Here is a 25,852-nt window from a genome sequence, read left to right as displayed (position 1 = left end):
CTTGTCACGTGCGGCCGGGGCTCCGCCCGCCCCGCCCGGTGTCTGTAATGCATCTCAACCCCCGGCCACGGAAGGCACTTGGGAATCCCTAGACTCCCCCATATGGGAAGCGGTAGGGCCCTCGAGGTCGTGGGCCTGGTGAAGCGGTACGGCAGCAAGACGGCGGTCGACGGTCTCGGCCTGTCCGTCCCGTACGGCACGGTCACGGCACTCCTCGGGCCCAACGGCGCGGGGAAGACCACCACCGTCGAGACGTGTGAGGGCTACCTCAGACCGGACGGCGGCACAGTCCGTGTCCTCGGGCTCGACCCGGTCGCCCAGGCGTCGCGGCTGCGTCCCCGCATCGGCGTGATGCTGCAGAGCGGCGGCGTGTACTCGGGCGCGCGTGCCGAGGAGATGCTGGCCCACATGGCCGGCCTCTACGCCAACCCGCTCAACACCGACGCACTCGTGGACACCCTCGGCCTCGACAGCTGCGGCCGCACGCCCTACCGGCGCCTCTCGGGCGGTCAGCAGCAGCGGCTCTCGCTGGCCATGGCCGTCGTGGGACGCCCCGAACTGGTCTTCCTCGACGAGCCGACCGCCGGACTCGACCCGCAGGCGCGCCGCGCCACATGGGACCTGGTGCGGTCGCTGCGCAACGACGGCGTCACCGTCGTGCTCACGACGCACCACATGGACGAGGCCGAGGAGCTCGCCGACGACGTCGTCATCATCGACGGCGGCCGGATCGTCGCCCAGGGCTCACCCGACGAGCTGTGCCGCGGGGGCGCCGAGAACTCCCTGCGCTTCACGGGACGCCCCGGCCTCGATCTGGCCTCGCTGCTCAAGGCACTCCCCGACAACTCCGCCGCCGCCGAACTCGTCCCCGGCGGCTACCGCGTCACCGGCACCGTCGACCCGCAGCTGCTGGCCACGGTTACCTCTTGGTGCGCGCAGCACGGCGTCATGCCCGACCGCATCTCGGTCGAGCGCCGCACCCTCGAGGACGTCTTCCTCGAACTCACAGGCAAGGAGCTTCGTTCGTGAGCGCCGGCACCTTCACCCCCGCGCCCGCGGCGGCACCTCTGTGGCGCATGATCGGCGCCCAGACCGCCCTCGAGACCCGGATGCTGCTGCGCAACGGCGAACAGCTGCTGCTCACCATCGTGATCCCGTCGCTGCTGCTCGTGGTCTTCAGCTCGGCCGACATCATCGAGCTGGGCGGCGGCGCCCGCATCGACTTCCTCACCCCCGGCATCCTGGCGCTGGCCGTGCTGTCGACCGCCTTCACCGGGCAGGCCATCGCCACCGGGTTCGAACGCCGCTACGGGGTGCTCAAACGGCTCGGGGTCTCGCCGCTGCCCCGGTGGGGACTGATGGCGGCGAAGACCGGCTCGGTGCTGGTCGTCGAGGTGCTGCAGGTGCTGCTGCTGACAGCCGCCGCGCTGGGGCTGGGCTGGTCGCCGCACGGGAGCCTGCCGGCGGTGGCACTGCTGCTGATCCTGGGGACTGCCGCGTTCTCCGGTCTCGGACTGCTGCTCGCGGGGACCGTGCGCGCCGAGGCCACCCTCGCGGCGGCGAATCTGGTCTTCGTCCTGCTGCTCGTGGGCGGCGGCGTCATCGTGCCGCTGGATCGGTTCCCGGAGGCCGCGCAGGGCGTGCTCGGGCTGCTGCCGATCTCCGCGCTGTCGGACGGGCTGCGTGACGTGCTCCAGCACGGGGCCGGCGTTCCCTGGGAGAACCTGGGCGTGCTGGCCGTCTGGGCCGTGGTGGGGACGGGCGCCGCGGCACGCTTCTTCAAGTGGGAGTGAGCGCGCCGACCGGGCATCGCCCCGCCTGAGGCCCGTTCTGAAGCCTCAGGACCCCCTCGTGAATGCGCGCACAAGCTCGCCCGTACGATGTCTGCCGTGCATCTCGTGCCGAACCTGTTCGAACTCGTACGCAACCCGATCGCGTACATCTCCAAGCGCTGGACGCCCGCACCTGCCACGGTCAGGCGCGCCGCTCTCTCGGCGCTCGTGATGAGCGTCGTCATCATCGTGACCGGCGGCGCCGTGCGGCTGACCAGCTCCGGACTGGGCTGCGACACCTGGCCCAAGTGCAGCAGCGACAGCCTGTACGCCACGGCCGAGATGGGCGTGCACGGGGCGATCGAGTTCGGCAACCGCATGCTGACGTACGTGCTGAGCGCCGCCGTCGGCTGGGCCATCGTCGCGACGCGCGCCGCGAAGCCGCGCCGCCGCGGCCTCAGCCGCCTGGCCTGGTCGCAGTTCTGGCTCGTGATGGGCAACGCCGTCATCGGCGGCGTCACCGTGCTGACGGGGCTCAATCCGTACACGGTTGCTGGGCACTTCCTTCTGGCCACCGGGCTCCTCACCGTCGCCACCCTGACCTGGCTGCGCGCCGGTGAAGGTGACACGGATCCGCGGCCGCTCGCGGGCATCACTGTGAGGAAGCTGGTGCGGGCGCTGACCGTCACGGCGGCCCTGCTGGTGGCGGCCGGCACCGTCGTCACGGGCTCGGGGCCGCACGCGGGCGACAGCAGCAAGGTGCCTCGCATGCCCGTCGATCCGGAGACGGCCACACAGGTGCACGCCGCGCTGGCTTGGATCGTGGTCGCACTGACGCTGGCGGTGTGGCTCCTGCTGCGCGCGTTCGACGCCCCGTCGGGCCCGCGGCGACGCACGCGTGAGTTTCTGACCGTCCTGCTCGCGCAGGGGGTCATCGGCTACGTGCAGTACTTCACGGACCTGCCCGAAGTGCTGGTGGGGCTGCACCTGTTGGGTGCGGCGCTGGTGTGGATCGCGGCGTTGCGGCTGCTGCTGTCGCTGCGCGAGCGCGGACTGCCCCCGGGCGTCACCGACGTCGCGCGGGCGACCGACGGCACCGAGAACCGGTCAATCGAGGCCCCGACCCGCGCCGCGGTGGCCCGGATTCCCGGCCCTGCCGCGGCGGACGACGAGCCGGACCGGACCGCCACCGTTACCGAGCCCCGCTGACCGAGTCCCGGTCCGAAGCGGGGCCTCGGTCCCCATGCGGGTCCCAGGTCCGAGGCAGGGCGAGGCCCCAGGCCGGCCCTGGGCCACAGCACGGCGATCGGCCAGTGTCCGGCGGACGGCAGCCAGGAGCCTCAGAGCTCCGTGGGCCGCTCGTGCCTCGGCTCGTACATCCCCACCTCGCCTCCTCCCGGCAGCCGGAACCTCGTGAGGCGCCCCCAGCCGGCGTCGGTGACCGGCTGTGTGAACTCGACGCCCTTGGCCGTGAGTTCGGCCACGGTCGCGTCGACGTCGTCGCACATGAAGTAGAACTCGTGCGCACCGGGGCCGTCGGCGGGATGTACGGCGATCTCCGCGGGAGGCAGCTTGAAGATCAGCCAGCCGCCCCCGGCGTCCACGTGCCGGTATTCCAGGACGTCGCGGAAGAAGGCGCGGTCGGCCTCGGCGTCGCGGCTGTAGATGATGACGTGCCCACCATTGATCATGCGGTGACCCTAGGCGCCGCCACTGACAACGCAGGCGCCGCTGGTGTCCGGGATCACGGCGCGACCCGTGTGGCATGGGTCTCGCACCCGCAGACGCTGTGGTCGCGACCGACTACCCGCCGGTAGCATCGGGGTATGGCAGACAGCAGCAAGCGGGCGGCCAGGCTCGCCAAGGAGATCACCGCGTTCGCGCAGCGGCACGGCGGCAGCGCTGAAGGGCAGATCGCCTACGTGGGACAGGCGGGTGCCCGGATCTCGCTCGTCGGCGCCGACGGGACCTGGGGCGATCTGATGACGCCGTCGATGGAGACCGCTCGGAAGGCCACGGAGCAGGCGGGCATCACCGTGAACGAGTCCTTCGCCGGTGAGATGGCCGACAAGGTGAAGACGGGCCCCTACGAGTGGAGCCGCATGGCGGGCATCCAGCTCGGAGGCCCCTCCGGCAGCACCGCCCGCGCCTGACGGGGCGCACCACACACGTTCCTGCCGGGGAACGGTGAGGGCCCGGACCACCGTCACTGGTCCGGGCCCTCACGCATGTACAAGGTCCCCGGCCCCCGGGCCGGTCGCAGGAGATCCCCGTGCATGCCGCTCCCACGGCAAGGGAGCCGGAGCGGGAATCAGCGCAGGACGCGCGGGAATCAGCGAAGGAACGGATCGATCGCGACCGCTACGAAGAGCAGCGAGACATATGTGATCGACCAGTGGAAGAGGCGCATCTCCTTCAGCTTCGCGCCCGTCGCCCCGGACTTGGCGCGCGCCAGCAGCGCGTGCGCCTCCCAGAGCCACCAGCCGCCGGAGACCAGGGCGACTCCGGTGTAGAACCAGCCGACGTAACCCAGCGGCCACAGCAGCAGCGAGACCGCGACCATCACCCAGCTGTAGAGCACGATCTGGCGGGCGACCACTCTGTTCGTCGCGACGACCGGGAGCATCGGCACGCCGACGCGCGCGTAGTCCTCGCGCACCTTCATCGACAGCGGCCAGTAGTGCGGTGGCGTCCAGAAGAACATGACGAGGAAGAGGATGACGGCTGCCCAGCTGACCTCGTTCGTCACCGAGGACCAGCCGATCAGGACCGGCATGCAGCCCGCGATGCCGCCCCACACGATGTTCTGTGAGGTGCGCCGCTTGAGCACCATCGTGTAGAGGAGCACGTAGAAGAGCAGCGCGCCCAGGGAGAGCGCCGCCGAGAGCCAGTTGACGAGCAGTCCGAACCACAGCGTGGAGACGACCGCCAGGCTCAGCCCGAAGACGAGGCCCTCGCGCGGAGTGAGGACGCCCGTCACGAGGGGGCGGTTCTCGGTGCGGTGCATCAGCGCGTCGATGTCACGGTCGACGTACATGTTCAGCGCGTTGGCGCCGCCGGCGGACAGGTAGCCGCCGACGCACGTGGTCAGCACGAGCAAGAGGTCCGGCACACCCTGGGCGGCGAGGAACATCACCGGAATCGTGGTGATGAGCAGCAGTTCGATGATGCGGGGCTTGGTCAGCGCGACGTACGCCTTGAGCCGGGCAGAGAACGACCGGTCCACGGTGCTGGTCTCGAGCACCCCCGCAGGACGGGATCCGACGGCCGTCACGAACACCCCTGATCAATACATGAAATGCGAGCGGGAACAGTGCACGTTCCGTAAGGCTCGCGCGTACCACGCCACTTTAGACGGCGCCGGTATGCGCCTTGCGCGGGGGGTCTCGCGAAGCTGCCGCCGCGCCCTCCGCGCGCAGTCGCCGCCGCACGGTCCGCTACGCCGCACGAGGAGCGACTCGCCGCCGTGCGCAGGGAATCGCGGCGCAGCGCGTGTTGTTCCCGCAAGTGTCGGTGCGCCGTTGGTGAGCACCCGGAAGAGATGCGTGTAGCACAGGGGTACGCTCGACACCGCCGGTGAGCGCAACGGCACCGGTCACCGACTTGTGGAGAGGAGCCCTGACTCAGGGTGAGCACGAAGCCGACCACCGCAGACCTCGAATGGACCGATCTGGACCAGCGGGCTGTCGACACCGTCCGGGTCCTCGCCATGGATTCAGTGCAGAAGGTCGGCAACGGCCACCCCGGCACGGCCATGGCACTCGCACCGGCGGCCTACCTGGTCTTCCAGAAGCTGATGCGTCACGACCCTTCCGACCCCGACTGGCCGGGCCGTGACCGGTTCGTACTCTCCGTCGGCCACTCCAGCCTGACGCTCTACATCCAGCTCTACCTCGCCGGTTACGGCCTCGAGCTGGACGACCTCAAGAGCTTCCGCACGTGGGAGAGCAAGACGCCCGGCCACCCCGAACACGGGCACACCGTCGGCGTCGAGACGACGACCGGCCCGCTGGGCCAGGGCGTCGCCAACGCCGTGGGCATGGCGATGGCCGCCCGCTACGAGCGCGGCCTCTACGACCCGGAGACGCCCGCCGGCGAATCGCCGTTCGACCACACCATCTGGACGTTCGCCAGCGACGGCGACCTCCAGGAAGGCGTCTCGGGCGAGGCCTCCTCCCTCGCGGGCCACCAGAAGCTGGGCAACCTCGTCGTGATGTGGGACGACAACCACATCTCCATCGAGGGCGACACGGAGACGGCCTTCTCCGAGGACGTGGTGAAGCGGTACGAGGCCTACGGCTGGCACGTGCAGCGCGTCGACCAGCTGCCCAACGGCGACCTCGACCCCAAGGCCCTCTACAAGGCGTTCAAGGCGGCGAAGGCCGAGACTTCGCGTCCGTCCTTCATCGCCGTGCGCTCGATCATCGCCTGGCCCGCGCCCGATGCTCAGAACACCGGTGCGGCTCACGGCGCGGCGCTCGGCGAGGAAGAGGTCGCCAAGACCAAGAAGGTCCTCGGCTTCGACCCCGAGCAGCACTTCCAGGTCGGCAAGGACGTCCTTGAGCACACGCGCAACGCCTGGGACCGCGGCCGCGAGGCGCGCACCGCCTGGGACAAGCAATACGCCGAGTGGCGTTCGGCGAACCCCGAGCGTGCCGCCGAGTTCGACCGCATCCGCGCCGGCGACCTGCCGGACGGCTGGGAGAAGGCAGTGCCCTCCTTCGAGGCGGGCAAGGACATGGCCACGCGGAAGGCCTCGGGCGCCGTACTCAAGGCCCTCGGCCCGAAGATCCCAGAGCTGTGGGGCGGCTCGGCCGACCTGGCGGGCTCCAACAACACCTCGTTCGAGGAGAGTTCCTTCCTTCCGGAGGGCAACCCGCTGCCGGGCGCGGACCGTTACGGCCGCACGGTGCACTTCGGCATCCGCGAGCACTCGATGGGCGCGACCATGAACGGCATCGCGCTGCACGGCAACACCCGCGTCTACGGCGGGACCTTCCTGACCTTCTCGGACTACATGCGTCCGGCGGTGCGTCTCGCGGCGCTGATGCAGGCGCCCGTGACGTACGTGTGGACGCACGACTCGATCGGTCTCGGCGAGGACGGCCCGACGCACCAGCCCGTCGAGCAGCTGCCCGCGCTGCGCGCCATCCCGGGCCTGAACATCGTCCGTCCGGCCGACGCGAACGAGACGGCGATCGCCTGGGCCGAGATCCTGCGCCGCCACGCCGAAAGGCCCGCACCGCACGGCCTGGCGCTCACCCGGCAGAACGTTCCGACCTACGAGCCCAACCACGAGGCCGCTATGGGCGGTTACGTGATGTTCGAGGCCGACGGCGGCGAGCCGCAGGTGATCCTCATCGGCACCGGCTCCGAGGTGCAGCTGGCCGTCGAGGCGCGCGATGTCCTCCAGGCGGAGGGTGTGCGTACGCGGGTCGTGTCCATGCCGTCCGTCGAGTGGTTCGAGGAGCAGGACCAGGCGTACAAGGACACCGTGCTGCTGCCGACCGTGCGGGCGCGGGTGGCGGTCGAAGCGGCCGTCGGTCTGACCTGGCACCGGTACGTCGGTGACGCGGGGCGGATCGTCTCGCTGGAGCACTACGGCGCGTCCGCCGACTACAAGACGCTCTACCGGGAGTTCGGCCTCACTGCCGAGGCGGTCGTCACGGCCGCGCGGGAGTCACTCGAAGCCGCGTCCCGCTGACGCCCCCGACACGTACAGAAAGCTACGACAAGCAGGAGATGCAATTCCCATGACAGACGCTCTCAAGCGCCTCTCCGACGAAGGCGTCGCGATCTGGCTGGATGACCTGTCCCGTCACCGGATCACGTCGGGCAACCTGGGCGAACTCATCGACGAGCAGCACGTGGTGGGCGTCACGACGAACCCGACGATCTTCCAGAAGGCCATCTCTTCCGACGACAAGTACGACCAGCAGGTCTCCGACCTCGCCTCGCGCGGCGTCACGGTCGAGGAGGCGCTGCGCATGATCACCACCGCCGATGTGCGGGACGCCGCGGACGTGCTGCGTCCGGTCTTCGACGCCACCGGCGGCAAGGACGGCCGGGTCTCCATCGAGGTCGACCCGCGCCTGGCGCACAAGACGAAGCCGACCGTCGCCGAGGCGCGTCAGCTGGCCTGGCTGGTGGACCGCCCCAACACCTTCATCAAGATCCCGGCGACAAAGGCCGGCCTGCCCGCCATCACCGAGACCATCGGCAAGGGCATCAGCGTCAACGTCACGCTGATCTTCTCGCTGGAGCGGTACCGCGAGGTCATGGACGCCTTCCAGGCGGGCCTGGAGAAGGCCAAGGCTCTGGGCATGGACCTCTCGACGATCCACTCCGTCGCGTCCTTCTTCGTCTCCCGCGTGGACACGGAGATCGACAAGCGTCTGGACGCCGTCGGCACCGAGGAGGCCAAGGAGCTCAAAGGCAAGGCCGCCATCGCCAACGCCCGCCTCGCCTATCAGGCTTACGAGCAGGTCTTCGGCCCGGCCGACGGCTCCTCCGAACCGCCGGAGCGCTGGAAGGCCCTGGAGCGCGCCGGCGCCAACAGCCAGCGCCCGCTGTGGGCCTCGACGGGCGTGAAGGACCCGACGCTCCCGGACACCCTCTACGTCGCGGAACTCGTCGCCCCGAACACGGTCAACACCATGCCGGAGGCCACCTTGAAGGCCGCCGACGACCACGGCGAGATCACCGGCGACACCGTGCGCACGAGCTACGCGGACGCCCAGGCGGTCCTCGACGCCGTCGCCGCTCAGGGCATCTCCTACGACGACGTCGTGCAGGTCCTGGAGGACGAAGGCCTCGAGAAGTTCGAGGCGTCCTGGAACGAACTGCTGTCTTCCACCGAGGCGGAACTCAAGCGCCTCACGCCGAAGGAGGCGTAAGGAAGTTGACCGACGCAGCCAATCCGCTGCGTGACGCACTGGACCGGCGGCTCCCGCGCATCGCGGGACCGTCCGGGCTGGTCATTTTCGGCGTCACGGGTGATTTGTCACGTAAAAAGCTGATGCCTGCCGTTTACGACCTCGCGAACCGTGGTCTGCTCCCGCCGGGCTTCTCCCTCGTCGGCTTCGCCCGCCGGGACTGGGAGCACGAGGACTTCGCGCAGGTCGTGCACGAGTCCGTCAAGGAGCACGCGCGAACGCCCTTCCGCGAGGAGGTCTGGGAGCAGCTCTCGCAAGGCATGCGCTTCGTGCCGGGCGTCTTCGACGACGACGAGGCGTTCCGCACCCTCAAGTCGACGATCGAGGAGCTGGACAAGTCCCGTGGCACGGGAGGCAACTTCGCCTTCTACCTCTCGGTGCCGCCGAAGTTCTTCCCCACCGTGGTCTCGCAGCTGAAGAAGCACGGGCTCTCGGAGAGCGGCGAGGGCTCGTGGCGTCGCGCCGTCATCGAGAAGCCCTTCGGACGCGATCTGCCCAGCGCCCAGCAGCTGAATGCGATCGTGCACGACGTCTTCCACCCCGAACAGGTCTTCCGCATCGACCACTACCTGGGCAAGGAGACCGTCCAGAACATCCTGGCGCTGCGCTTCGCCAACACGATGTTCGAGCCGCTGTGGAACCGCAGTTACGTCGACCATGTGCAGATCACCATGGCCGAGGACATCGGCATCGGCGGACGCGCCGGCTACTACGACGGCATCGGCTCCGCCCGCGACGTGATCCAGAACCACCTGCTCCAGCTGCTGGCCCTCACGGCCATGGAGGAGCCCGCCTCCTTCGGCGCCAAGGCCCTGCTCACCGAGAAGCTCAAGGTGCTCAACGCGGTGCGGCTGCCGAACGATCTCGGCAAGCACACGGTGCGCGGCCAGTACACGGCCGGCTGGCAGGGCGGCCTGAAGGTGAAGGGCTACCTGGAGGAAGACGGCATCGACCCGAAGTCGAAGACCGACACCTTCGCGGCCATGCGCCTGGAGATCGACAACCGCCGCTGGGCCGGAGTGCCCTTCTATCTGCGTACGGGCAAGCGCCTGGGCCGGCGCGTCACCGAGATCGCGGTCGTCTTCCAGCGCGCGCCGCACTCCCCCTTCGACGCGACCGACACCCAGGAACTCGGCCAGAACGCCCTCGTCATCCGCGTACAGCCGGACGAGGGCATCACCATCCGGTTCGGTTCGAAGGTGCCCGGCACGCAGATGGAGATCCGCGACGTGACGATGGACTTCGCGTACGGCGAGTCCTTCACCGAGTCCAGCCCGGAGGCGTACGAACGCCTGCTGCTCGATGTCCTGCTCGGCGACGCGAATCTCTTCCCCAGGCACCAGGAGGTCGAGCGGTCGTGGGAGATCCTCGACCCCGTCGAGCACTACTGGGAGAAGCACGGCAGGCCCGAGCAGTACGCGGCCGGCACCTGGGGTCCCCAGGGAGCCGACCAGATGCTCGCACGCGACGGACGGAGCTGGCGCCGGCCATGAACATCGACCTCACGGACACCAATTCCAGCCAGATCAACACCACCCTCGTCCAGGCACGGCGCTCGATCGGCTCCCCCGCCGTCGGCATGGTCCTCACGCTGGTGATCGTCACCGACGAGGGCAACCACTACGACGCTCTGAAGGCGGCGAGCGAGGCGTCGAAGGAACACCCCTCGCGCATCCTGGTCGTCATCCGCCGTCCCGGCCGCTCGCCGCGCGACCGCGCGATGGCCAGGCTCGACGCCGAGGTGCGGGTGGGCAGCGACTCCGGCACGGGCGAGACCGTACTGCTGCGTCTGCACGGCGAGTTGGCCTCGCACGCCTACAGCGTCGTGCTGCCGCTGCTGCTGCCGGACGCACCCGTCGTGGTCTGGTGGCCGGACGACGCCCCGGAGCATCCCTCGGACGACAAGCTCGGCACGCTCGGACAGCGCCGCATCACCGACGCGGCCGCCGCGGAGGACCCGGTCGGCGAGCTGAAACTGCGCGGCGAGACGTACGCGCCCGGCGACACCGACCTGTCGTGGACGCGGCTGACGCCCTGGCGCAGCGTGCTCGCGGCGGGCCTGGACCAGCAGTCCCTGAAGGTGCGTTCGGCCGTGGTCGAGGGCGAGGGGCACAACCCCTCGGCGGAGCTGCTCGGGATGTGGCTGGCCGAGCGACTGCGGGTGCCCGTCGAACGCAAGGTCACCGACGGCCCCGGCATCACGGCCGTACGGATGGAAACCGCCGACGGCGCGATCTGCCTGGACCGCGCGGACGGCTCGCTGGCCGAACTGGCCGTACCGGGACAGCCGGACCGGCATGTGGCACTGCACCGGCGGGGCATGTCCGAGCTGATCGCGGAGGAACTGCGCCGCCTGGACCCGGACGAGGCGTACGCGTCGGCCGTGCAGTCCGCCACGAAGGGATCCGGCAAGGGCAAAGGCAGGGGCGCCGGAACGCGGACGGGCGGAAACGGTGGCGGCAGCGGCGGCAGCCGCAAGCAGACGCAGGCACACCCGCAGGCGGAGGAGGAGTCGGCGAAGCAGCCCGCGGCTGCGAAGAAGGCCGCCAAGTCCACCGCGAAGAGGGCGGCGAAGAAGTGAGTCCCGCCGCCCAGGTCTTCGTGCACGGCGACAAGGACGAGATGGCCCGGGCGGCGGCGGAACGGCTCGTCTCCCGGGTGGCCGAAGCACAGTCGGCGCGCGGCAGCGCCTCGGTGGTGCTGACGGGGGGACGGAACGGCAACGGGCTGCTCGCCGCGCTGGCCTCCTCGCCCGCCCGCGACTCCGTCGACTTCTCCCGGCTGGACGTGTGGTGGGGCGACGAGCGGTTCCTCCCCGAGGGCCACCCGGAGCGCAACGTCACTCAGGCGCGTGACGCCCTGCTCGACTCCGTGCCCCTCGACCCCGCCCGCGTCCATCCGATGGCTGCGTCCGACGGTGCGTACGGCAACGACGTGGAGGCCGCGGCGGGGGCGTACGAGTCCGAACTCGCCGCCGCGGCAGGCCCGGAGGACCACGGGCGCGTCCCCTCCTTCGACGTGCTTCTGCTGGGCGTCGGCCCCGACACACATGTGGCCTCGCTCTTCCCGGGGCACCCCGGAGTCCGCGAGGCCGAGCGCATGGCCGTCGGCGTGCACGACTCGCCGAAGCCGCCGCCCGTACGCATCTCGCTCACGCTTCCCGCGATCCGGGCGGCACGTGAGGTGTGGCTCCTGGCGGCGGGCGAGGACAAGTCTCAGGCCGTGGCTCGCGCCCTGTCGGAGACGGACGAGTCACAGGCCCCGGCCGCGGGTGCTCGCGGCCGCGACGGAACGCTCTGGCTCCTCGACGAGGCGGCCGCCGCAAAGCTGCCGAGCGATCTCCTTCCGCCGTCCGCGCGTTCCTGAAGCCGGAGCTCACGCGCCGGCCCCGCCCGTCGCCACCAACCGGAAGAAGCGCAGCCACCCGGTGTCCTCGAGGGACATGACGGTGCCCCGCGGCCGAGAGTTCCGGCCGCGGGGCACCGTCATCTGTGCGCGCTGCGGGCTCAGGCCTGGCCGTCGGCCGCCTCATCGGCAGGTCCCGGCCAGTACGCCGGGAATGCTGCGGCGGGCTGCCTGCCGGTCTCCACCAGGGAGGGGTCGGCCAGGTCGGACGACGCCGGGAAGGCGACACCGTTCGGCGGGTGGATGACGGTCTCGCCGATGTCCGCGACGGTCTCGAGCTCGGCCGCCGGCTCCGCGTCGCTGTCGGCGAGGTACTGCTCCTGCCCCATGTCGGGGAAGAGGTCGCGGAACGCCACCGCCCCGCCGTACTCGTCGATCATCCGCTGCGAGTTCTCCTTCGCGAACAGGATTCCCTCGGTCCGCACCGACAGCGCGGAGCCGTCGGCCCGGTTCATCAGGTCGCGGACCAGCGGACGGATCTGCTCCGACAGCCGGATGCACGCACCGGAGGGGCTGACCACCTCGCCGAGAATGACCCACCAAGCCCCGGCGGCGGCGCCGGTGTTGGCGATGAAGTCGGGGATCACCGTGACCCCGCGCTCCAGCAGAAGCTGCTCGGCCTCGGGAGTCGTCGGCACGTTCGCCGCCTCCACGACGAACTTGCCGCGGATGCGGTCACAGTTGTCCGCGGTGATCGTGTGCCCGACGGCAGCCGGCACCAGCACGTCCACGTCCAGGCCCAGCCACTCGTCGCCGGGCCGCTCCACGTCGTCCTCGCGCAGCACCGAGCGGTCGATGATGCCGCTGGTGGTCCGCGCGGAGAGAAGGAGCTCCACGTCGAGGCCCCGCGACTCGTTGAGGATCATGCCCTGGGCATCCGTGATCCCCACGACCTTCACCCCGGCGTGCTCGAGGTACAGCGCCGTGGATCCGCCCATCGCGCCGAAGCCCTGCACGACCGCGCGGGCAGACCCGGCGGGGATGTCCCGGTGCTCCAGCGCCGCCAGCGCGGCCTCGGCCACGCCGTAGCCGCCGATCAGCTCCGACAGCTTCAGGCCCTCGGTCTCCGCGGTGAATGCCTGGTGGATGCGCTCGCGCACCTCGGCCTCGTCCTCGGAGCGGACCACGGCCGCGTGGAACGAGGTCTCACCGATGCCGACGCGGGAGAAGGCGCGGTTGAGCTGCTCCTGCCCCGTACCCAGGTCGCCTGCCGTGACCCAGAAGCGTTCCAGCAGGGGCCGGACGCCTTCCAGGAACCGCTCCCGCACTTCTTCGGCCTGCGGGTCCGAAGGGTCGAAGTCGATACCGCCCTTGGCGCCGCCGACGTGAATTCCGAACGCGCCCATCTTCAGGGTCATTTCCCGGGCGAGCTCACCGACCTCGTTCAGTGTGCAGCCGGGCCGCATACGCAGACCGCCGGTGGCGATACCGCACACCAGCTCGTCGATCACGACGAAACCCCGGGCGGAGGTCTTGGTGTCGCGCCATGTGACCTGCAGATAGGGCTCATGCTCGAGAACCTGCAGCGGCGTCTCGACAGCTGAATGTGTCACTTGGCACTCACCCTTTCCAGTCACTGATAGGCACTTACTCACACGTACAGGTTTGGAGCCGCCCGGGCATGGAAGGCCAGGGCAGGGCTGATTCCCAGGGAACTCGCGGAATTCTTCCGCTGATTCGAGCGGCTTGGCTCGCTCGCAGGCAATCGACGACCGTACGGGCAGGAAGAATTACGCCGCAGGGCATGCTTGTGGCGAGCCCTCAAACGGCGCTAGAAGGTTAATCGGAATTACGCAGAGAACGCATCTGGTTGCGTTGTGCGTAGCGCCTACTGTGAGGTCACGCTTCGCCCCTTGTCAAGCGGTCTCTTGGGGGACGGTTTTCCGCTGTCGGTTCATCAATTCGAACAGAAAAGAAAGCGCAGCTCAGAGCGGTCGCTAGGTCGGACGGAACCGCCCTGACTCAGGACCTGACCGACTGCCGCAACCCACCTTTTACACCCTGGAAGCAAAGGCCGGCTCCCGCCGGAACCATCCGGCGGGAGCCGGCCCTGCCTCACCGGGAAACGGGCGATCAGCGACCCCGTAGCTCCCTGTACCGCCTGACGAGTGACGAAGTGGAGGCGTCCAGGCCCGGGACGTCCGCGCCGTCTGTCAGGGCCGGCTCGAGCCGCTTCGCGAGGACCTTCCCCAGCTCGACCCCCCACTGGTCGAAGCTGTCGATGTTCCACACCGCGCCCTGCACGAAGACCTTGTGCTCGTAGAGCGCGATGAGCTGGCCCAGGACGGACGGCGTCAGCTCCTCGGCAAGGATCGTGGTCGTCGGACGGTTGCCGGGGAACGTGCGGTGCGGCACCTGCTCGTCGGCGACGCCCTCCGCGCGTACCTCCTCGTCGGTCTTGCCGAAGGCGAGCGCCTGCCCCTGGGCGAACAGGTTCGCCATCAACAGGTCGTGCTGACCTGCGAGTTCACCGAGGCCGGGAGCCGGGCGCGCGATGCCGATGAGGTCGGCGGGGACCATCTTGGTGCCCTGGTGGAGGAGTTGGTAGTAGGCGTGCTGGCCGTTGGTGCCGGGAGTACCCCAGACGATCGGGCCCGTCTGCCAGTTGACGGGGCGGCCCTCGCGGTCGGTGGACTTGCCGTCCGACTCCATGTCCAGCTGCTGAAGATAGGCGGTGAACTGCGAGAAGTAGTGGCTGTAGGGCAGCACAGCGTGGGACTGCGCGTCGAAGAAGTTGTTGTACCAGATGCCCAACAGGCCCATCAGGAAAGGCCCGTTGGCCTCCGGGGGCGCCTCGCGGAAGTGCTCGTCGATGCAGTGGAATCCGGCCAGCATCTCGTTGAAATGGTCCGGCCCGATGGCGACCATGAGGGAGAGCCCGATGGCCGAGTCGAACGAGTAGCGCCCGCCGACCCAGTCCCAGAATTCGAACATGTTCTCCGTGTCGATACCGAACTCGGAGACTTTCCCGGCGTTCGTCGAGACCGCGACGAAATGCTTGGCGACGGCGTCCTCGCCCGCGCCCAGGCCGCTCAGCAACCACCGGCGGGCAGCGGTCGCGTTGGTGATGGTCTCGATGGTGGTGAAGGTCTTCGACGCGACGACGAACAGGGTCTCGGCCGGGTCCAGGTCCCGCACGGCCTCGTGCAGGTCGGCACCGTCCACGTTCGAGACGAAGCGGAAGTCCAACTCGCGCCGCGTGTACGGACGCAGCGCCTCGTAGGCCATCTTCGGCCCCAGGTCGGAGCCGCCGATGCCGATGTTGACGACGGTCCTGATGCGCTTGCCGGTGTGGCCGGTCCAGTGGCCGTCGCGGACCTTGTTGGCGAAGAGCGCCATCTTGGCCAGCACCGCGTGCACCCTCTGCACGACGTCCTCACCGTCGACGCGGACGTGGGCCGCTGCAGGGGTACGCAGCGCGGTGTGGAGCACGGCGCGGTCCTCGGTGACGTTGATCCTCTCGCCGCGGAACATCGCATCGCGCAGCTCCGCCACCCCGGACGCCGCGGCCAGCTCCCGGAGCAGGCGCAGCGTCTCGTCCGTCACCAGATGCTTGGAGTAGTCGAGGTATAGGTCGCCCACCTGCACACCGAACCGTTCGGCACGGCCGGAATCGTCGGCGAAGAGCGTTCGCAGATGTGTGTCGCCGAACTCCTCACGGTGCTTGGCCAGCGCGTGCCACTCGGGCAGCTGATCGAGCCGGGTGCGGCGTGCTGCGTTCATCGGCGGTCGTCACCTTTTCCTCGTCCTGGATACGCCGCGCACCAACCTAATTGACGGGCTACGCGGCGGCGCGCACCGCAGGGGGCGGCCGACGGTGACACCGGAAGGGCCGTAGAAAGGGTGGGAAGCGCCGACGAGGGGACAGTGCGGCCGGAGCACGCGGGCGCCGGATGACGGGGCGCACGAGCGGGTGTCAGGGTGCCCCGCGAAGGGGGGCCAGGTGTCCGTCACAGCCCCCGATGAAGGCCCGGGACGACCCCGGCGTGATCCGCCTCAGATCTCGCCGCGGAGCTTGGCGAGGGCCTCGGCCAGGATCGCCTCGCCGTCCTCGTCGCTGCGCCGCTCACGCACGTATGCGAGGTGGGTCTTGTAGGGCTCGGTGCGCGGCGGGTCCGGCGGGTTCTCCTCGTCCTTGCCGGCCGGGAAGCCGCAGCGGGGACAGTCCCAGGTCTCGGGGATCTGCGCGTCGCTGGCGAAGCTGGGCTGCGTCTCGTGTCCGTTGGAGCACCAGAAGGAGATGCGAAGCCGGGGCGCTGACTCGCCCCGCTCGGCCTCGCCCATCGGCCCCGCCCCGACCCGGCTCCCCCGGATCGCGTTGCCACTTGCCACGGTCCAACTCCCTGCCTCGCGGTGCCGCGGAACATCGACGATGAGTCGTCGCGGGCGCCCTAGTGTACGTAGGGCCCAACGCGCGTCCAGTGACCGGAGTTACTGCGTCGGCTCGGGACGCGAGCCTCATGATAGGCCGGGTTCGGCAACTTGCGGCTGCTCTTGCAAACCCCGGACACCCCTCGGGGCACGGCCGGGCGCCGGACCCCGAGGGCGGCAGGTGAGAGGCGGGGCAGTGGTGAGCGCGCCCCTCGGCTCGGCCCGGTGGGTCAGCTCTGCAGCTTCATCAGCAGACCGAGCACCACGACGATCGCGAACCAGATCAGCCCGACCACCACGGTCAGCCGGTCCAGGTTGCGTTCGGCGACCGACGAACCGCCGACGGACGACTGCATGCCGCCGCCGAACATGTCGGAGAGGCCGCCGCCCTTCCCCTTGTGCATCAGAACCAGCAGCGCCATCAGGAAACTGAAGACGATGAGGGCGATAGAGAACCCCATGATCACGGCTGGACCAACTCTCTCGGACTTCGCGGGAAAGACTTCACATGTACGGGGGCCGGACGCACGCCCGGCCCCCGACAGCCTACGACGGGTCACGGCCCGCCGTCATACGCCTGCCCTTTCGGGCTACGCGCCACCACCTGCGCGGTGACGTGTCACTGGTCGCGGAAGCGCACGATCTTGACGAACTCGTCCGCGTCCAGCGAGGCACCGCCCACCAGCGCACCGTCGATGTCGGGCTGCGCCATGATCTGGGCGACGTTCCCGGACTTCACCGAGCCGCCGTACTGGATACGAACGGCGTCCGCGACCTCCTGCCCGTACAGCTCGGCGACGCGGGCGCGGATGGCACCGCAGACCTCCTGCGCGTCGTCGGCGCCGCAGGTCTTGCCGGTGCCGATGGCCCACACGGGCTCGTACGCGATCACGAGGGTCGACACCTGCTCGGCGGCGACGTCCTTGAGCGCACCGTCGACCTGGGCCAGCGTGTGGGCGACGTGGTCGCCCGCCTCGCGCACCGCGAGCTCCTCGCCGACGCACAGGATCGGCGTCAGGTCGCTCGCGAAGGCGGCCTTCACCTTGGCGTTGACCAGGGGCTCGTCCTCGGCGTGGTACTGGCGGCGCTCGGAGTGGCCGACGGTGACGAACGAGCACTTCAACTTGGCCAGCATCGCGCCGGAGATCTCACCGGTGTACGCGCCGGAGGCGTGCGCGGAGAGGTCCTGCGCCCCGTACTTGATCTTCAGCTTGTCGCCGTCCACCAGGGTCTGGACGGAGCGCAGATCGGTGTAGGGCGGCAGGACCGCGACCTCGACGGCCGCGTGGTCCTTGTCGTTCAGGGCGAAGGCGAGCTTCTGGACGTGTGCGATGGCCTCGAGGTGATTCAGGTTCATCTTCCAGTTGCCCGCCATCAGCGGGGTGCGGGTGGTCAAGAGTCAGTCCTCCATTGTTCGCTTCTCCGGCGGGCTGGGAGTACCGCGCACCGAAGGCAGGGGGAGCAGAGGTGCGGGCAGACTGCGGCGTGCGGCTCGGCGGCCGCACACACGTCGCTCACGAGTCCTTCAGCGCGGCGAGGCCGGGCAGCGTCTTGCCCTCGAGGTACTCGAGGCTCGCACCGCCGCCGGTCGAGATGTGGCCGAATGCGTTCTCGTCGAAGCCGAGCAGGCGGACGGCGGCAGCGCTGTCGCCGCCACCGACGACGTTGAACGAGCCGCTGTCCAGCAGCGCCTGTGCGACGGCCCTGGTGCCCTCGGCGTAGTCGGGGTGCTCGAAGACGCCCATCGGGCCGTTCCAGAAGACGGTCGCCGCGTCGGCGAGCTTCGAGGCGTACAGCTTGCGGGTCTCCGGGCCGATGTCCAGACCCATCAGGCCGGTGGGGATGGTGCTGACGGGGACCGTCTCCGGCGACGCCGGCGCCTTCGTCCTGAGGTCGGGGAAGCTCTCAGCGACCAGCACGTCCACCGGCAGCACGAACTCCACGCCCAGCTTCTCCGCCTGCTCGAGATAGCCCTTGACGGCGGGGATCTGGTCCTCCTGGAGCAGCGAGCCGCCCACTTCGTGGCCTTGTGCCTTCAGGAACGTGTAGGCCATGCCGCCTCCGATGAGGATGCGGTCGGCCTTGTGCAGCAGGTGCTCGATGACGCCCAGCTTGTCGGAGACCTTGGCCCCGCCGAGCACGACCGCGTACGGCCGCTTCACGTCCTCGGTGAGCTTCTTCAGCACGCCGACCTCGGTGGCGATGAGGCCGCCGGCCGCGTGCGGAAGACGTGCCGGCAGGTCGTAGACGGAGGCGTGCTTGCGATGGACGGCACCGAAGCCGTCACCGACGTAGAGGTCGGCGAGCGCGGCGAGTTCACCGGCGAAGGCCGCGCGCTCGGCGTCGTCCTTGCTGGTCTCGCCCGGGTTGAAGCGAAGGTTCTCCAGGAGGGTCACGCTGCCCTCGGTGCTCGCCTCCACCGCTGCCGTGGCGCTCTCGCCGACCGTGTCGGAGGCGAACGTGACGTCCGCGCCCAGGAGTTCACCGAGCCGCTTCGCCACCGGGGCGAGCGAGAACTGCGGGTCGGGTGCCCCCTTGGGCCGGCCCAGATGCGAGGCGGCGACGACGCGGGCGCCCGCGTCGGCCAGCTTGCGGATGGTGGGTACGGCGGCCCTGATGCGGCCGTCGTCGGTGATGGTCTCCCCGTCCAGCGGGACGTTCAGGTCGGCGCGGACGAAGACCCGCTTGCCGGCCACTCCCCCGGCGATGAGTTCGTCGATCGTCTTCATGCTTGCTGCTGTTCTCCTTGGAGTTCAGGCCCTCGGTGTCCCACGTGGCACCTCAATGCAGCAGGGCTCGCAGGGCGCGTCATCGCGCCCTGCGAGCCCTGCTACGGTCTGCCATCTCTCGGCGCTGATCGGCTTCCCCGGGGGGAACGCTCAGAGCTTGTCGCCGACGAAGGTCGTCAGGTCGACGAGACGGTTGGAGTAGCCCCACTCGTTGTCGTACCAGCCGACGATCTTGGCCTGCTTGCCCTGGACCATCGTCAGTGCCGAGTCGAAGGTGCAGGACGCGGGCCAGTTGACGATGTCCGAGGAGACGATCGGGTCCTCGGTGTACTCCAGGACGCCCTTCAGCTGGCCCTCGGCGGCCTTCTGGAAGGCGGCGTTGATCTCGTCCCTGCTCACCTCGCGGTCCAGCTCCAGGACCAGGTCGGTGACGGAGCCCGTGGGCACCGGCACACGCATGGCGATGCCGTCCAGCTTGCCCTTGAGCTGCGGGAGCACGAGAGCGGTGGCCTTGGCGGCGCCGGTCGAGGTCGGAATGATGTTCTCGGCGGCGGCGCGGGCGCGGCGCAGGTCCTTGTGCGGGAAGTCCAGGATGCGCTGGTCGTTGGTGTAGGCGTGGACGGTCGTCATCATGCCCTTGACCAGGCCGAAGTTCTCGTCGATGACCTTCGCCATCGGCGCCACACAGTTGGTGGTGCAGGAGGCGTTGGAGATGACGTGGTGCTTGGCGGGGTCGTAGGAGTCCTCGTTGACGCCCATGACGACGGTGATGTCCTCTTCCTTGGCGGGCGCCGAGATGAGGACCTTCTTCGCGCCGGCGGCCAGGTGCTTGGCCGCGTCCTCGCGCTTGGTGAAGATGCCGGTGGACTCCACGACGATGTCGGCACCCAGCTCGCCCCAGGGCAGCTGGGCCGGGTCCTTCTCCGCCATCGTCCTGAAGGTCTGGTTGCCCACCGTGATCGTGTCGTCGGTGTGGCTGACCTGCTGCTTGAGGCGTCCCAGGATGCTGTCGTACTTCAGCAGATGTACCAGGGTCGCGTTGTCGGTCAGGTCGTTGACACCGACGATCTCGATGTCCGCCCCCTGCTCGAGCAGTGCGCGGAAGTAGTTGCGACCGATGCGGCCGAAGCCGTTGATGCCTACGCGGATCGTCACGAACCGATCTCCTCGTTGGTACGCCGGTACGGACACCGGCAAAGCTGTATGGGATGTCCCCGACCGCTCCCGACCCTACCGCGCTCCACTCTTTACGGTGACATCGGCCACCCGGGGTCCACGGGCCGTGACAGGGCGCCGGGGACGGGGTGCGGACAGAGGGTCGAAGCGGATCGGGCAGTGCAACACCCCGGGATCCCGGCCGGGCCCGGGGTGGGTGCCCCAGGCCCGGAGGGCCGAGGGGGAGGTCAGCCGACCATCTCCTCCGTGAGGCTGGTCTCCGTACCCGGAATCCCCAGGTCCTGGGCCCGCTTGTCGGCCATCGCCAGCAGCCGCCGGATCCGGCCGGCCACGGCGTCCTTCGTCAGCGGCGGGTCGGCCAGCGCGCCCAGCTCCTCCAGTGACGCCTGCTTGTGGTCCATGCGCAGCCGGCCGGCCGCGGCCAGGTGCTCGGGCACGTCGTCGGCGAGGATCTCCAGCGCGCGCTGCACGCGTGCGCCGGCCGCGACCGCCGCACGCGCCGAACGGCGCAGATTGGCGTCGTCGAAGTTGGCGAGCCGGTTCGCGGTGGCGCGGACCTCGCGGCGCATCCGCCGCTCCTCCCACGCCAGCACCGACTCGTGGGCGCCCAGCCGTGTCAGCAGCGCGCCGATGGCGTCACCGTCACGGACGACCACGCGGTCCACGCCGCGCACCTCGCGCGCCTTCGCCGCGATCTGGAGCCTGCGCGCCGCGCCGACCAGGGCCAGCGCCGCCTCGGGACCGGGGCAGGTGACCTCCAGGGAGGAGCTGCGGCCCGGCTCCGTCAGCGATCCGTGTGCGAGGAACGCGCCCCGCCACGCGGCCTCCGCGTCGCAGGTGGCCCCCGAGACCACCTGCGGTGGAAGACCCCGGATCGGACGGCCGCGACTGTCCACGAGCCCCGTCTGGCGGGCCAGCTGGTCACCCCCGGCCACGACACGCACGACGTAGCGGCTGCCGCGCCGCAGACCGCCGGGCGCCATCACCACCAGGTCGGAGCTGTGCCCGAAGATCTCCAGTACGTCCTTGCGCAGGCGACGGGCCGCGATGCCCGTATCGAGTTCCGCCTCGATCACGATCCGCCCGCTCACCAGGTGCAGGCCGCCCGCGAACCGCAGGATCGACGAGACCTCGGACTTCCGGCAGCAGGTCCGGGTGACGGGGAGTCGGGAGATCTCGTCCTTCACCGCAGCCGTCATCGCCATGGGCCGATCCTTCCATGCATCCGAAAAATACGGTCGTACGCGGCGGCCAGCAGCTCCGGGTCGTGCCTGGCTGCGCCTCCCGCGGGGCCTTCGCCCTGGGAGGCGCCTCCGGCCGCCGCGACCGGTGACAGCTGTGCTGTCGCTCCGAGCCGCTCGGCGGCCTGACACAGGGAGTCCCGGTCGGGAACGGCGTCCTCGTCGGCCAGCACCACGTCGAAGGCGAGTTTAGGGGCGTGTCGGGCCAAAACGTCCAAATGACGCTGCGGGGAGAAACCTTCCGTTTCTCCCGGCTGCGGAGCGAGGTTGAGCGAAAGCACCTTGCGGGCCTTGGTCTGCGTCAGCGCGTCGAGCAGTTCCGGAACGAGCAGATGGGGGATGACCGACGAGAACCACGAGCCCGGGCCGAGCACCACCCAGTCCGCGTCCAGCACCGCCTTGACGGCCTCGGAGACGGCGGGCGGATCGTGCGGAACGAGGTGCACCTGCTGCACCTCGCCCGTGGTGAGCGCGACGTTGGCCTGCCCGCGCACGGTCGAGACCTCGTCGGGGCGCTCCGGGTCGTGGCCGCGCACCAGCGCCTGGAGCTCCAGCGGGACGGCGGACATCGGCAGCACCCGCCCGTGCGCCCCGAGCAGCTTGCCCACCAGGTCGAGGGCCTGGACGTGGTCCCCGAGCTGCTCCCAGAGGGCGACGATCAGCAGATTCCCCACCGCGTGGTCGTGCATGTCGCCGCGGCTGACGAAGCGGTGCTGGATGACCTCGGCCCAAGTGCGGCCCCACTCGTCGTCTCCGCACAGCGCCGCGAGCGCCTTGCGCAGATCACCGGGGGGCAGCACACCGAGCTCGTCCCGGAGCCTGCCGCTGGAGCCGCCGTCGTCGGCGACGGTGACGACGGCGGTCAGGTCCCCTGTGATGCGGCGCAGCGCGGTGAGCGAGGCGGACAGGCCAGCCCCGCCGCCGAGTGCCACGACCTTCGGCTGGGTGCCGCGCTGTCCCGACCGCGTGCCGACCGGACGCCGCAGCCGGATGGTCCTACGAGGCATTCGCGCTTCTCACGTCCTCATTCACGTCCCATGTCCCGGTGCACCACGACGGTCTCCACGCCGGCACCGGAGAGCCGGCGGGCCAGCTTCTCCGAGACGGCGACGCTGCGGTGCTTGCCGCCCGTGCAGCCGATCGCGATGGTGACGTAGCGCTTGCCCTCCCTGCGGTACCCCGCGGCGATGAGCTGGAGCAGTTCGGCGTAGCGGTCGAGGAACTCCTTCGCGCCCGGCTGGTCGAACACGTACTCCGAGACCTGGGGGCTGGTGCCGTTGTACGGGCGCAGCTCGGGCACCCAGTGCGGGTTGGGGAGGAAGCGGCAGTCGGCGACGAGATCGGCGTCAACCGGGAGCCCGTACTTGTACCCGAAAGACATCACCGTGGCGCGGAGTTCGGGCTCCTCGTCGCCGGCGAAACGGGCGTCCAGCTTGGCCCTCAGCTCGTGGACGTTGAGGCCGGAGGTGTCGATGACCAGGTCGGCGTCGCCGCGCAGCTCCCGGAGCAGGTCGCGCTCGGCGGCGATGCCGTCGACGATCCTGCCGTCGCCCTGCAGCGGGTGGGGGCGCCGCACCGACTCGAAGCGCCGCACCAGCGCCTCGTCGCTCGCCTCCAGGTAGACGATGCGGCGCTTGACCTGCCGTTGCGCGAGGTCCGCCAGGGACTGCTTCAGGTTGTCGAAGAAGCGCCGCCCCCGTACGTCGACGACGACGGCGATGCGCGCGACGTTGCCCTGCGAGCGTGCGCCGAGGTCGACCATCGTGGGGATCAGCGCGGGCGGCAGGTTGTCGACCACGAACCAGCCGAGATCCTCCAGGCACTTGGCCGCGGTGCTGCGGCCCGCGCCCGACATCCCGGAGATGATCACGAGTTCGGGGATCACCGCCTCGCCCGGCCCGTCCGTGACCGTGTCCATGTCCGTACCCGCGTCCCTGGCCGTGCCCGGTCCCGTACCCGGGTCCGGTCCCGTTCCGGTGGCCGGGCCGGGCTCCGCCGGCTCCGCCTCCGGGCGGGAGTGCTGTTCCCGCTCCTGATCCTGCTGCCTGTTCATGCTGTTCGCCCCCCGACGTCGTGGCTCACTGTTCTTCAACGATCTCACCGGTCGCTGTGTTCACCGCCGGCCCGGAGGACTTCGTGACGAGCGCCGCAGCGACGGCCTCCGCCGTCTTGCGGCCCACACCCGGCACCTCGCAGATCTCGTCCACGGTCGCCGCCCGAAGCCGCTTGAGGGAGCCGAAGTGCTTCAGCAGGGCCTGCTTACGGGATGCCCCCAACCCGGGGACCGCGTCGAGAGGGCTCGCCTTCATCGTCTTCGAGCGCTTGCTGCGCTGATACCTGATCGCAAAGCGGTGCGCCTCGTCGCGGACGCGCTGGAGGAGGTAGAGGCCCTCACTCGTACGTGGCAGCACGAGGGGGTCCTCCTCGCCGGGCAGCCAGACCTCTTCCAGGCGCTTGGCCAGCCCGCAGACGGCGACGTCGTCGATGCCCAGCTCGTCCATCGCGCTGCGTGCGGCGGAGACCTGAGGGCGCCCGCCGTCCACGACGATGAGCTGGGGAGGGTAGGCGAACTTCTTCGGCCTGCCGTCCTCGTCACGCCCCGGGGTCCCGCCGCCTTCTGCCTCAGCGGGCTCCGGACCCTCGCCCTCGCCGGGCTCGTCCCCTTCGCCACCCCACTCGCCGGTGCGGCGCTTCTCCTGGAGGTAGCGGCGGAAGCGGCGGCTGACGACCTCGTGCATCGAGCGGACGTCGTCCTGGCCGGCGACGGACTTGATCTGGAAGCGGCGGTACTCGCTCTTCCGGGCCAGGCCGTCCTCGAAGACGACCATGGACGCGACCACGTCGTCACCCTGGAAGTGGGAGATGTCGAAGCACTCGATGCGCAGCGGAGCCGAGTCGAGGCCGAGGCCCTCGGCGATCTCCTCCAGCGCCCGCGAGCGCGTCGTGAGGTCCGAGGCGCGCTTGGTCTTGTGCAGGGCGAGCGCCTGCTGCGCGTTGCGCGCGACCGTCTCCATCAGGGCGCGCTTGTCGCCGCGCTGCGGCACGCGCAGGCTGACGGCCGAGCCGCGGCGGTCGCCGAGCCACTGGGCGGCCGGCTCCGGCGGGTCGGGCAGCGCCGGCACCAGCACCTCCTTGGGGACGCCCTCGCCGCGCTCCTCCCCGTAGAGCTGCTGGAGCGCGTGCTCGACCAGCTCGGGTGTGCCGATCTCCTCGACCCTGTCGGTGACCCAGCCGCGCTGGCCCCGTACGCGGCCGCCGCGCACGTGGAAGATCTGGACCGCGGCCTCCAGCTCGTCCTCGGCGACGGCGATGAGGTCGGCGTCGGTCGCGTCGGTGAGGACGACGGCGCTCTTCTCCATCGCGCGCTTCAGCGCGTCCATGTCGTCGCGCAGCCGCGCCGCCTTCTCGTACTCCATCTCCTCGGAGGCCTGCGTCATCTCCCGCTCCAGGCGGCGCAGGTACGAACCGGTGTGCCCGGCGACGAAGTCGCAGAATTCCTCGGCGAGTTGGCGGTGCTCCTCCGCGGTGACGCGCCCGACGCAGGGCGCGGCGCACTTGCCGATGTACCCGAGCAGGCAGGGGCGGCCGATCTGGGCGGAGCGCTTGAAGACACCGGCGGAGCAGGTGCGTACGGGAAACGCACGCAGCATCAGGTCGACCGTCTCGCGGATCGCCCAGGCGTGTGCGTACGGACCGAAGTAGCGCACGCCCTTCTTCTTGGGGCCGCGCATCACCTGGACCCGCGGATACTCCTCGTTGAGGGTGACGGCGAGGGACGGATAGCTCTTGTCGTCGCGGTACTTGACGTTGAACCGGGGCGCGAACTCCTTGATCCAGGAGTACTCCAGCTGGAGCGCCTCGACCTCCGTGGAGACCACCGTCCACTCCACCGACGCGGCCGTGGTGACCATCGTGCGGGTACGCACATGGAGACCGGCCAGGTCCTGGAAGTAGTTCGCGAGCCGCTGGCGCAGGCTCTTGGCCTTCCCGACGTAGATCACCCGGCCGTGCTCGTCACGGAACCGGTAGACCCCCGGTGAGTCCGGGATCTCGCCCGGTTCGGGGCGGTAGCTGGAGGGGTCTGCCATGCTGCACAGCCTACGTCCGTGCCCTGACAGACCTTCGCCTTGCCTCCGTCCGGGCCCCCCGCCTGCCCCCACGGCGGAGAGACCGGCGGCGGAGCGCGGAGGCGGGGTCCCGCGCCCGGGATCCGGGCGGAGGGC

General features: G+C 70.0%; 22 protein-coding genes. 9 read left to right on the top strand and 13 right to left on the bottom strand.

All coding sequences use genetic code 11. From position 1 onward, the window contains the following. Positions 1 to 102: 102 nt before the first annotated feature. The 3 genes from G4Z16_RS27060 to G4Z16_RS27050 all read left to right on the top strand — a co-directional run bounded on the left by G4Z16_RS27060 (position 103) and on the right by G4Z16_RS27050 (position 2,981). Positions 103 to 1,029 carry an ABC transporter ATP-binding protein gene (locus G4Z16_RS27060; protein ID WP_197353238.1) on the top strand — a complete coding sequence of 309 codons (927 nt, stop codon included), beginning with the start codon at positions 103 to 105 and terminating at the stop codon, positions 1,027 to 1,029. After that, positions 1,026 to 1,793: an ABC transporter permease gene (locus G4Z16_RS27055; protein ID WP_197353237.1), complete on the top strand. Its 768-nt coding sequence runs from the start codon at positions 1,026 to 1,028 to the stop codon at positions 1,791 to 1,793. Before G4Z16_RS27060 ends, G4Z16_RS27055 begins: the two co-directional genes overlap by 4 nt. A gap of 87 nt (positions 1,794 to 1,880) precedes the next feature. Further along, a complete protein-coding gene (locus G4Z16_RS27050) occupies positions 1,881 to 2,981 on the top strand; it encodes a COX15/CtaA family protein (protein WP_197353236.1) in 1,101 nt (366 codons plus the stop codon). Positions 2,982 to 3,112: 131 nt separating this feature from the next. On the opposite strand, the gene G4Z16_RS27045 is transcribed toward G4Z16_RS27050, so the two are convergent. Next, positions 3,113 to 3,463: a VOC family protein gene (locus G4Z16_RS27045; protein WP_197353235.1), complete on the bottom strand. Its 351-nt coding sequence runs from the start codon at positions 3,461 to 3,463 to the stop codon at positions 3,113 to 3,115. A 135-nt stretch (positions 3,464 to 3,598) separates the two neighbouring features. Between G4Z16_RS27045 and G4Z16_RS27040 the strand changes: the two genes are divergently transcribed. Beyond that, positions 3,599 to 3,925 (top strand): hypothetical protein, encoded by a 327-nt coding sequence (locus G4Z16_RS27040; RefSeq protein WP_197353234.1) that lies wholly within the window; start codon positions 3,599 to 3,601, stop codon positions 3,923 to 3,925. Positions 3,926 to 4,104: 179 nt separating this feature from the next. Here the strand turns inward: G4Z16_RS27040 and G4Z16_RS27035 are convergent, their stop codons facing one another. Then, on the bottom strand, positions 4,105 to 5,046 hold the full coding sequence (locus tag G4Z16_RS27035; protein ID WP_197353233.1) for a heme o synthase: 942 nt from the start codon (positions 5,044 to 5,046) through the stop codon (positions 4,105 to 4,107). A gap of 354 nt (positions 5,047 to 5,400) precedes the next feature. Here G4Z16_RS27035 and tkt point away from each other — a divergent pair, with 354 nt between their 5' ends. Genes tkt through pgl form a run of 5 tightly spaced genes read left to right on the top strand, consistent with a single transcriptional unit; the run spans position 5,401 to position 12,073 of the window. Next, positions 5,401 to 7,476: a transketolase gene (gene tkt, locus G4Z16_RS27030; protein ID WP_197353232.1), complete on the top strand. Its 2,076-nt coding sequence runs from the start codon at positions 5,401 to 5,403 to the stop codon at positions 7,474 to 7,476. Positions 7,477 to 7,525: 49 nt separating this feature from the next. After that, a complete protein-coding gene (gene tal, locus G4Z16_RS27025; RefSeq protein ID WP_197353231.1) occupies positions 7,526 to 8,668 on the top strand; it encodes a transaldolase in 1,143 nt (380 codons plus the stop codon). Between the two features lie 5 nt (positions 8,669 to 8,673). Then, positions 8,674 to 10,200 (top strand): glucose-6-phosphate dehydrogenase, encoded by a 1,527-nt coding sequence (gene zwf / locus G4Z16_RS27020; RefSeq protein ID WP_197353230.1) that lies wholly within the window; start codon positions 8,674 to 8,676, stop codon positions 10,198 to 10,200. Further along, positions 10,197 to 11,288, top strand: a complete 1,092-nt coding sequence (opcA, locus tag G4Z16_RS27015) for a glucose-6-phosphate dehydrogenase assembly protein OpcA (RefSeq protein WP_197353229.1) — start codon at positions 10,197 to 10,199, stop codon at positions 11,286 to 11,288. The genes zwf and opcA overlap by 4 nt, the downstream gene beginning before the upstream one ends. Next, entirely contained in the window at positions 11,285 to 12,073 is a 789-nt protein-coding gene (gene pgl / locus G4Z16_RS27010; RefSeq protein WP_197353228.1) for a 6-phosphogluconolactonase, read from the top strand. The genes opcA and pgl overlap by 4 nt, the downstream gene beginning before the upstream one ends. 140 nt (positions 12,074 to 12,213) lie before the next feature. On the opposite strand, the gene G4Z16_RS27005 is transcribed toward pgl, so the two are convergent. From G4Z16_RS27005 to uvrC, 11 genes are all read right to left on the bottom strand, one after another. Then, the gene (locus G4Z16_RS27005) at positions 12,214 to 13,665 is read right to left on the bottom strand and encodes a Glu/Leu/Phe/Val family dehydrogenase (protein ID WP_197353227.1); all 1,452 of its coding nucleotides are present in this window, start codon (positions 13,663 to 13,665) and stop codon (positions 12,214 to 12,216) included. Positions 13,666 to 14,185: 520 nt separating this feature from the next. Continuing rightward, positions 14,186 to 15,835, bottom strand: a complete 1,650-nt coding sequence (gene pgi, locus G4Z16_RS27000; protein WP_197353226.1) for a glucose-6-phosphate isomerase — start codon at positions 15,833 to 15,835, stop codon at positions 14,186 to 14,188. Positions 15,836 to 16,108: 273 nt separating this feature from the next. Next, positions 16,109 to 16,396, bottom strand: coding sequence for an RNA polymerase-binding protein RbpA (locus tag G4Z16_RS26995; protein WP_246531379.1), 288 nt, complete (start codon positions 16,394 to 16,396; stop codon positions 16,109 to 16,111). A gap of 317 nt (positions 16,397 to 16,713) precedes the next feature. After that, entirely contained in the window at positions 16,714 to 16,944 is a 231-nt protein-coding gene (gene secG, locus G4Z16_RS26990) for a preprotein translocase subunit SecG (RefSeq protein WP_037975933.1), read from the bottom strand. A gap of 158 nt (positions 16,945 to 17,102) precedes the next feature. Continuing rightward, positions 17,103 to 17,879, bottom strand: coding sequence for a triose-phosphate isomerase (gene tpiA, locus G4Z16_RS26985; RefSeq protein WP_197353224.1), 777 nt, complete (start codon positions 17,877 to 17,879; stop codon positions 17,103 to 17,105). Positions 17,880 to 17,997: 118 nt separating this feature from the next. Beyond that, positions 17,998 to 19,212: a phosphoglycerate kinase gene (locus G4Z16_RS26980; RefSeq protein WP_197353223.1), complete on the bottom strand. Its 1,215-nt coding sequence runs from the start codon at positions 19,210 to 19,212 to the stop codon at positions 17,998 to 18,000. 150 nt (positions 19,213 to 19,362) lie between these two features. Continuing rightward, positions 19,363 to 20,367 carry a type I glyceraldehyde-3-phosphate dehydrogenase gene (gap, locus tag G4Z16_RS26975; protein WP_197353222.1) on the bottom strand — a complete coding sequence of 335 codons (1,005 nt, stop codon included), beginning with the start codon at positions 20,365 to 20,367 and terminating at the stop codon, positions 19,363 to 19,365. 248 nt (positions 20,368 to 20,615) lie between these two features. Continuing rightward, entirely contained in the window at positions 20,616 to 21,593 is a 978-nt protein-coding gene (gene whiA / locus G4Z16_RS26970) for a DNA-binding protein WhiA (protein ID WP_045864271.1), read from the bottom strand. Further along, positions 21,584 to 22,636 (bottom strand): gluconeogenesis factor YvcK family protein, encoded by a 1,053-nt coding sequence (locus G4Z16_RS26965; protein ID WP_197353221.1) that lies wholly within the window; start codon positions 22,634 to 22,636, stop codon positions 21,584 to 21,586. Before G4Z16_RS26965 ends, whiA begins: the two co-directional genes overlap by 10 nt. 17 nt (positions 22,637 to 22,653) lie before the next feature. Beyond that, positions 22,654 to 23,547 (bottom strand): RNase adapter RapZ, encoded by an 894-nt coding sequence (gene rapZ / locus G4Z16_RS26960; RefSeq protein ID WP_197354945.1) that lies wholly within the window; start codon positions 23,545 to 23,547, stop codon positions 22,654 to 22,656. 160 nt (positions 23,548 to 23,707) lie between these two features. Beyond that, positions 23,708 to 25,717: an excinuclease ABC subunit UvrC gene (gene uvrC / locus G4Z16_RS26955; RefSeq protein WP_197353220.1), complete on the bottom strand. Its 2,010-nt coding sequence runs from the start codon at positions 25,715 to 25,717 to the stop codon at positions 23,708 to 23,710. Positions 25,718 to 25,852: the final 135 nt, after the last annotated feature.

This window comes from Streptomyces bathyalis, from assembly GCF_015910445.1.
Taxonomy (GTDB): Bacteria; Actinomycetota; Actinomycetes; order Streptomycetales; family Streptomycetaceae; genus Streptomyces; species Streptomyces bathyalis.
Note: the sequence above shows the minus strand (reverse complement) of the source record. Positions and strands in the feature narration are given on the sequence as shown.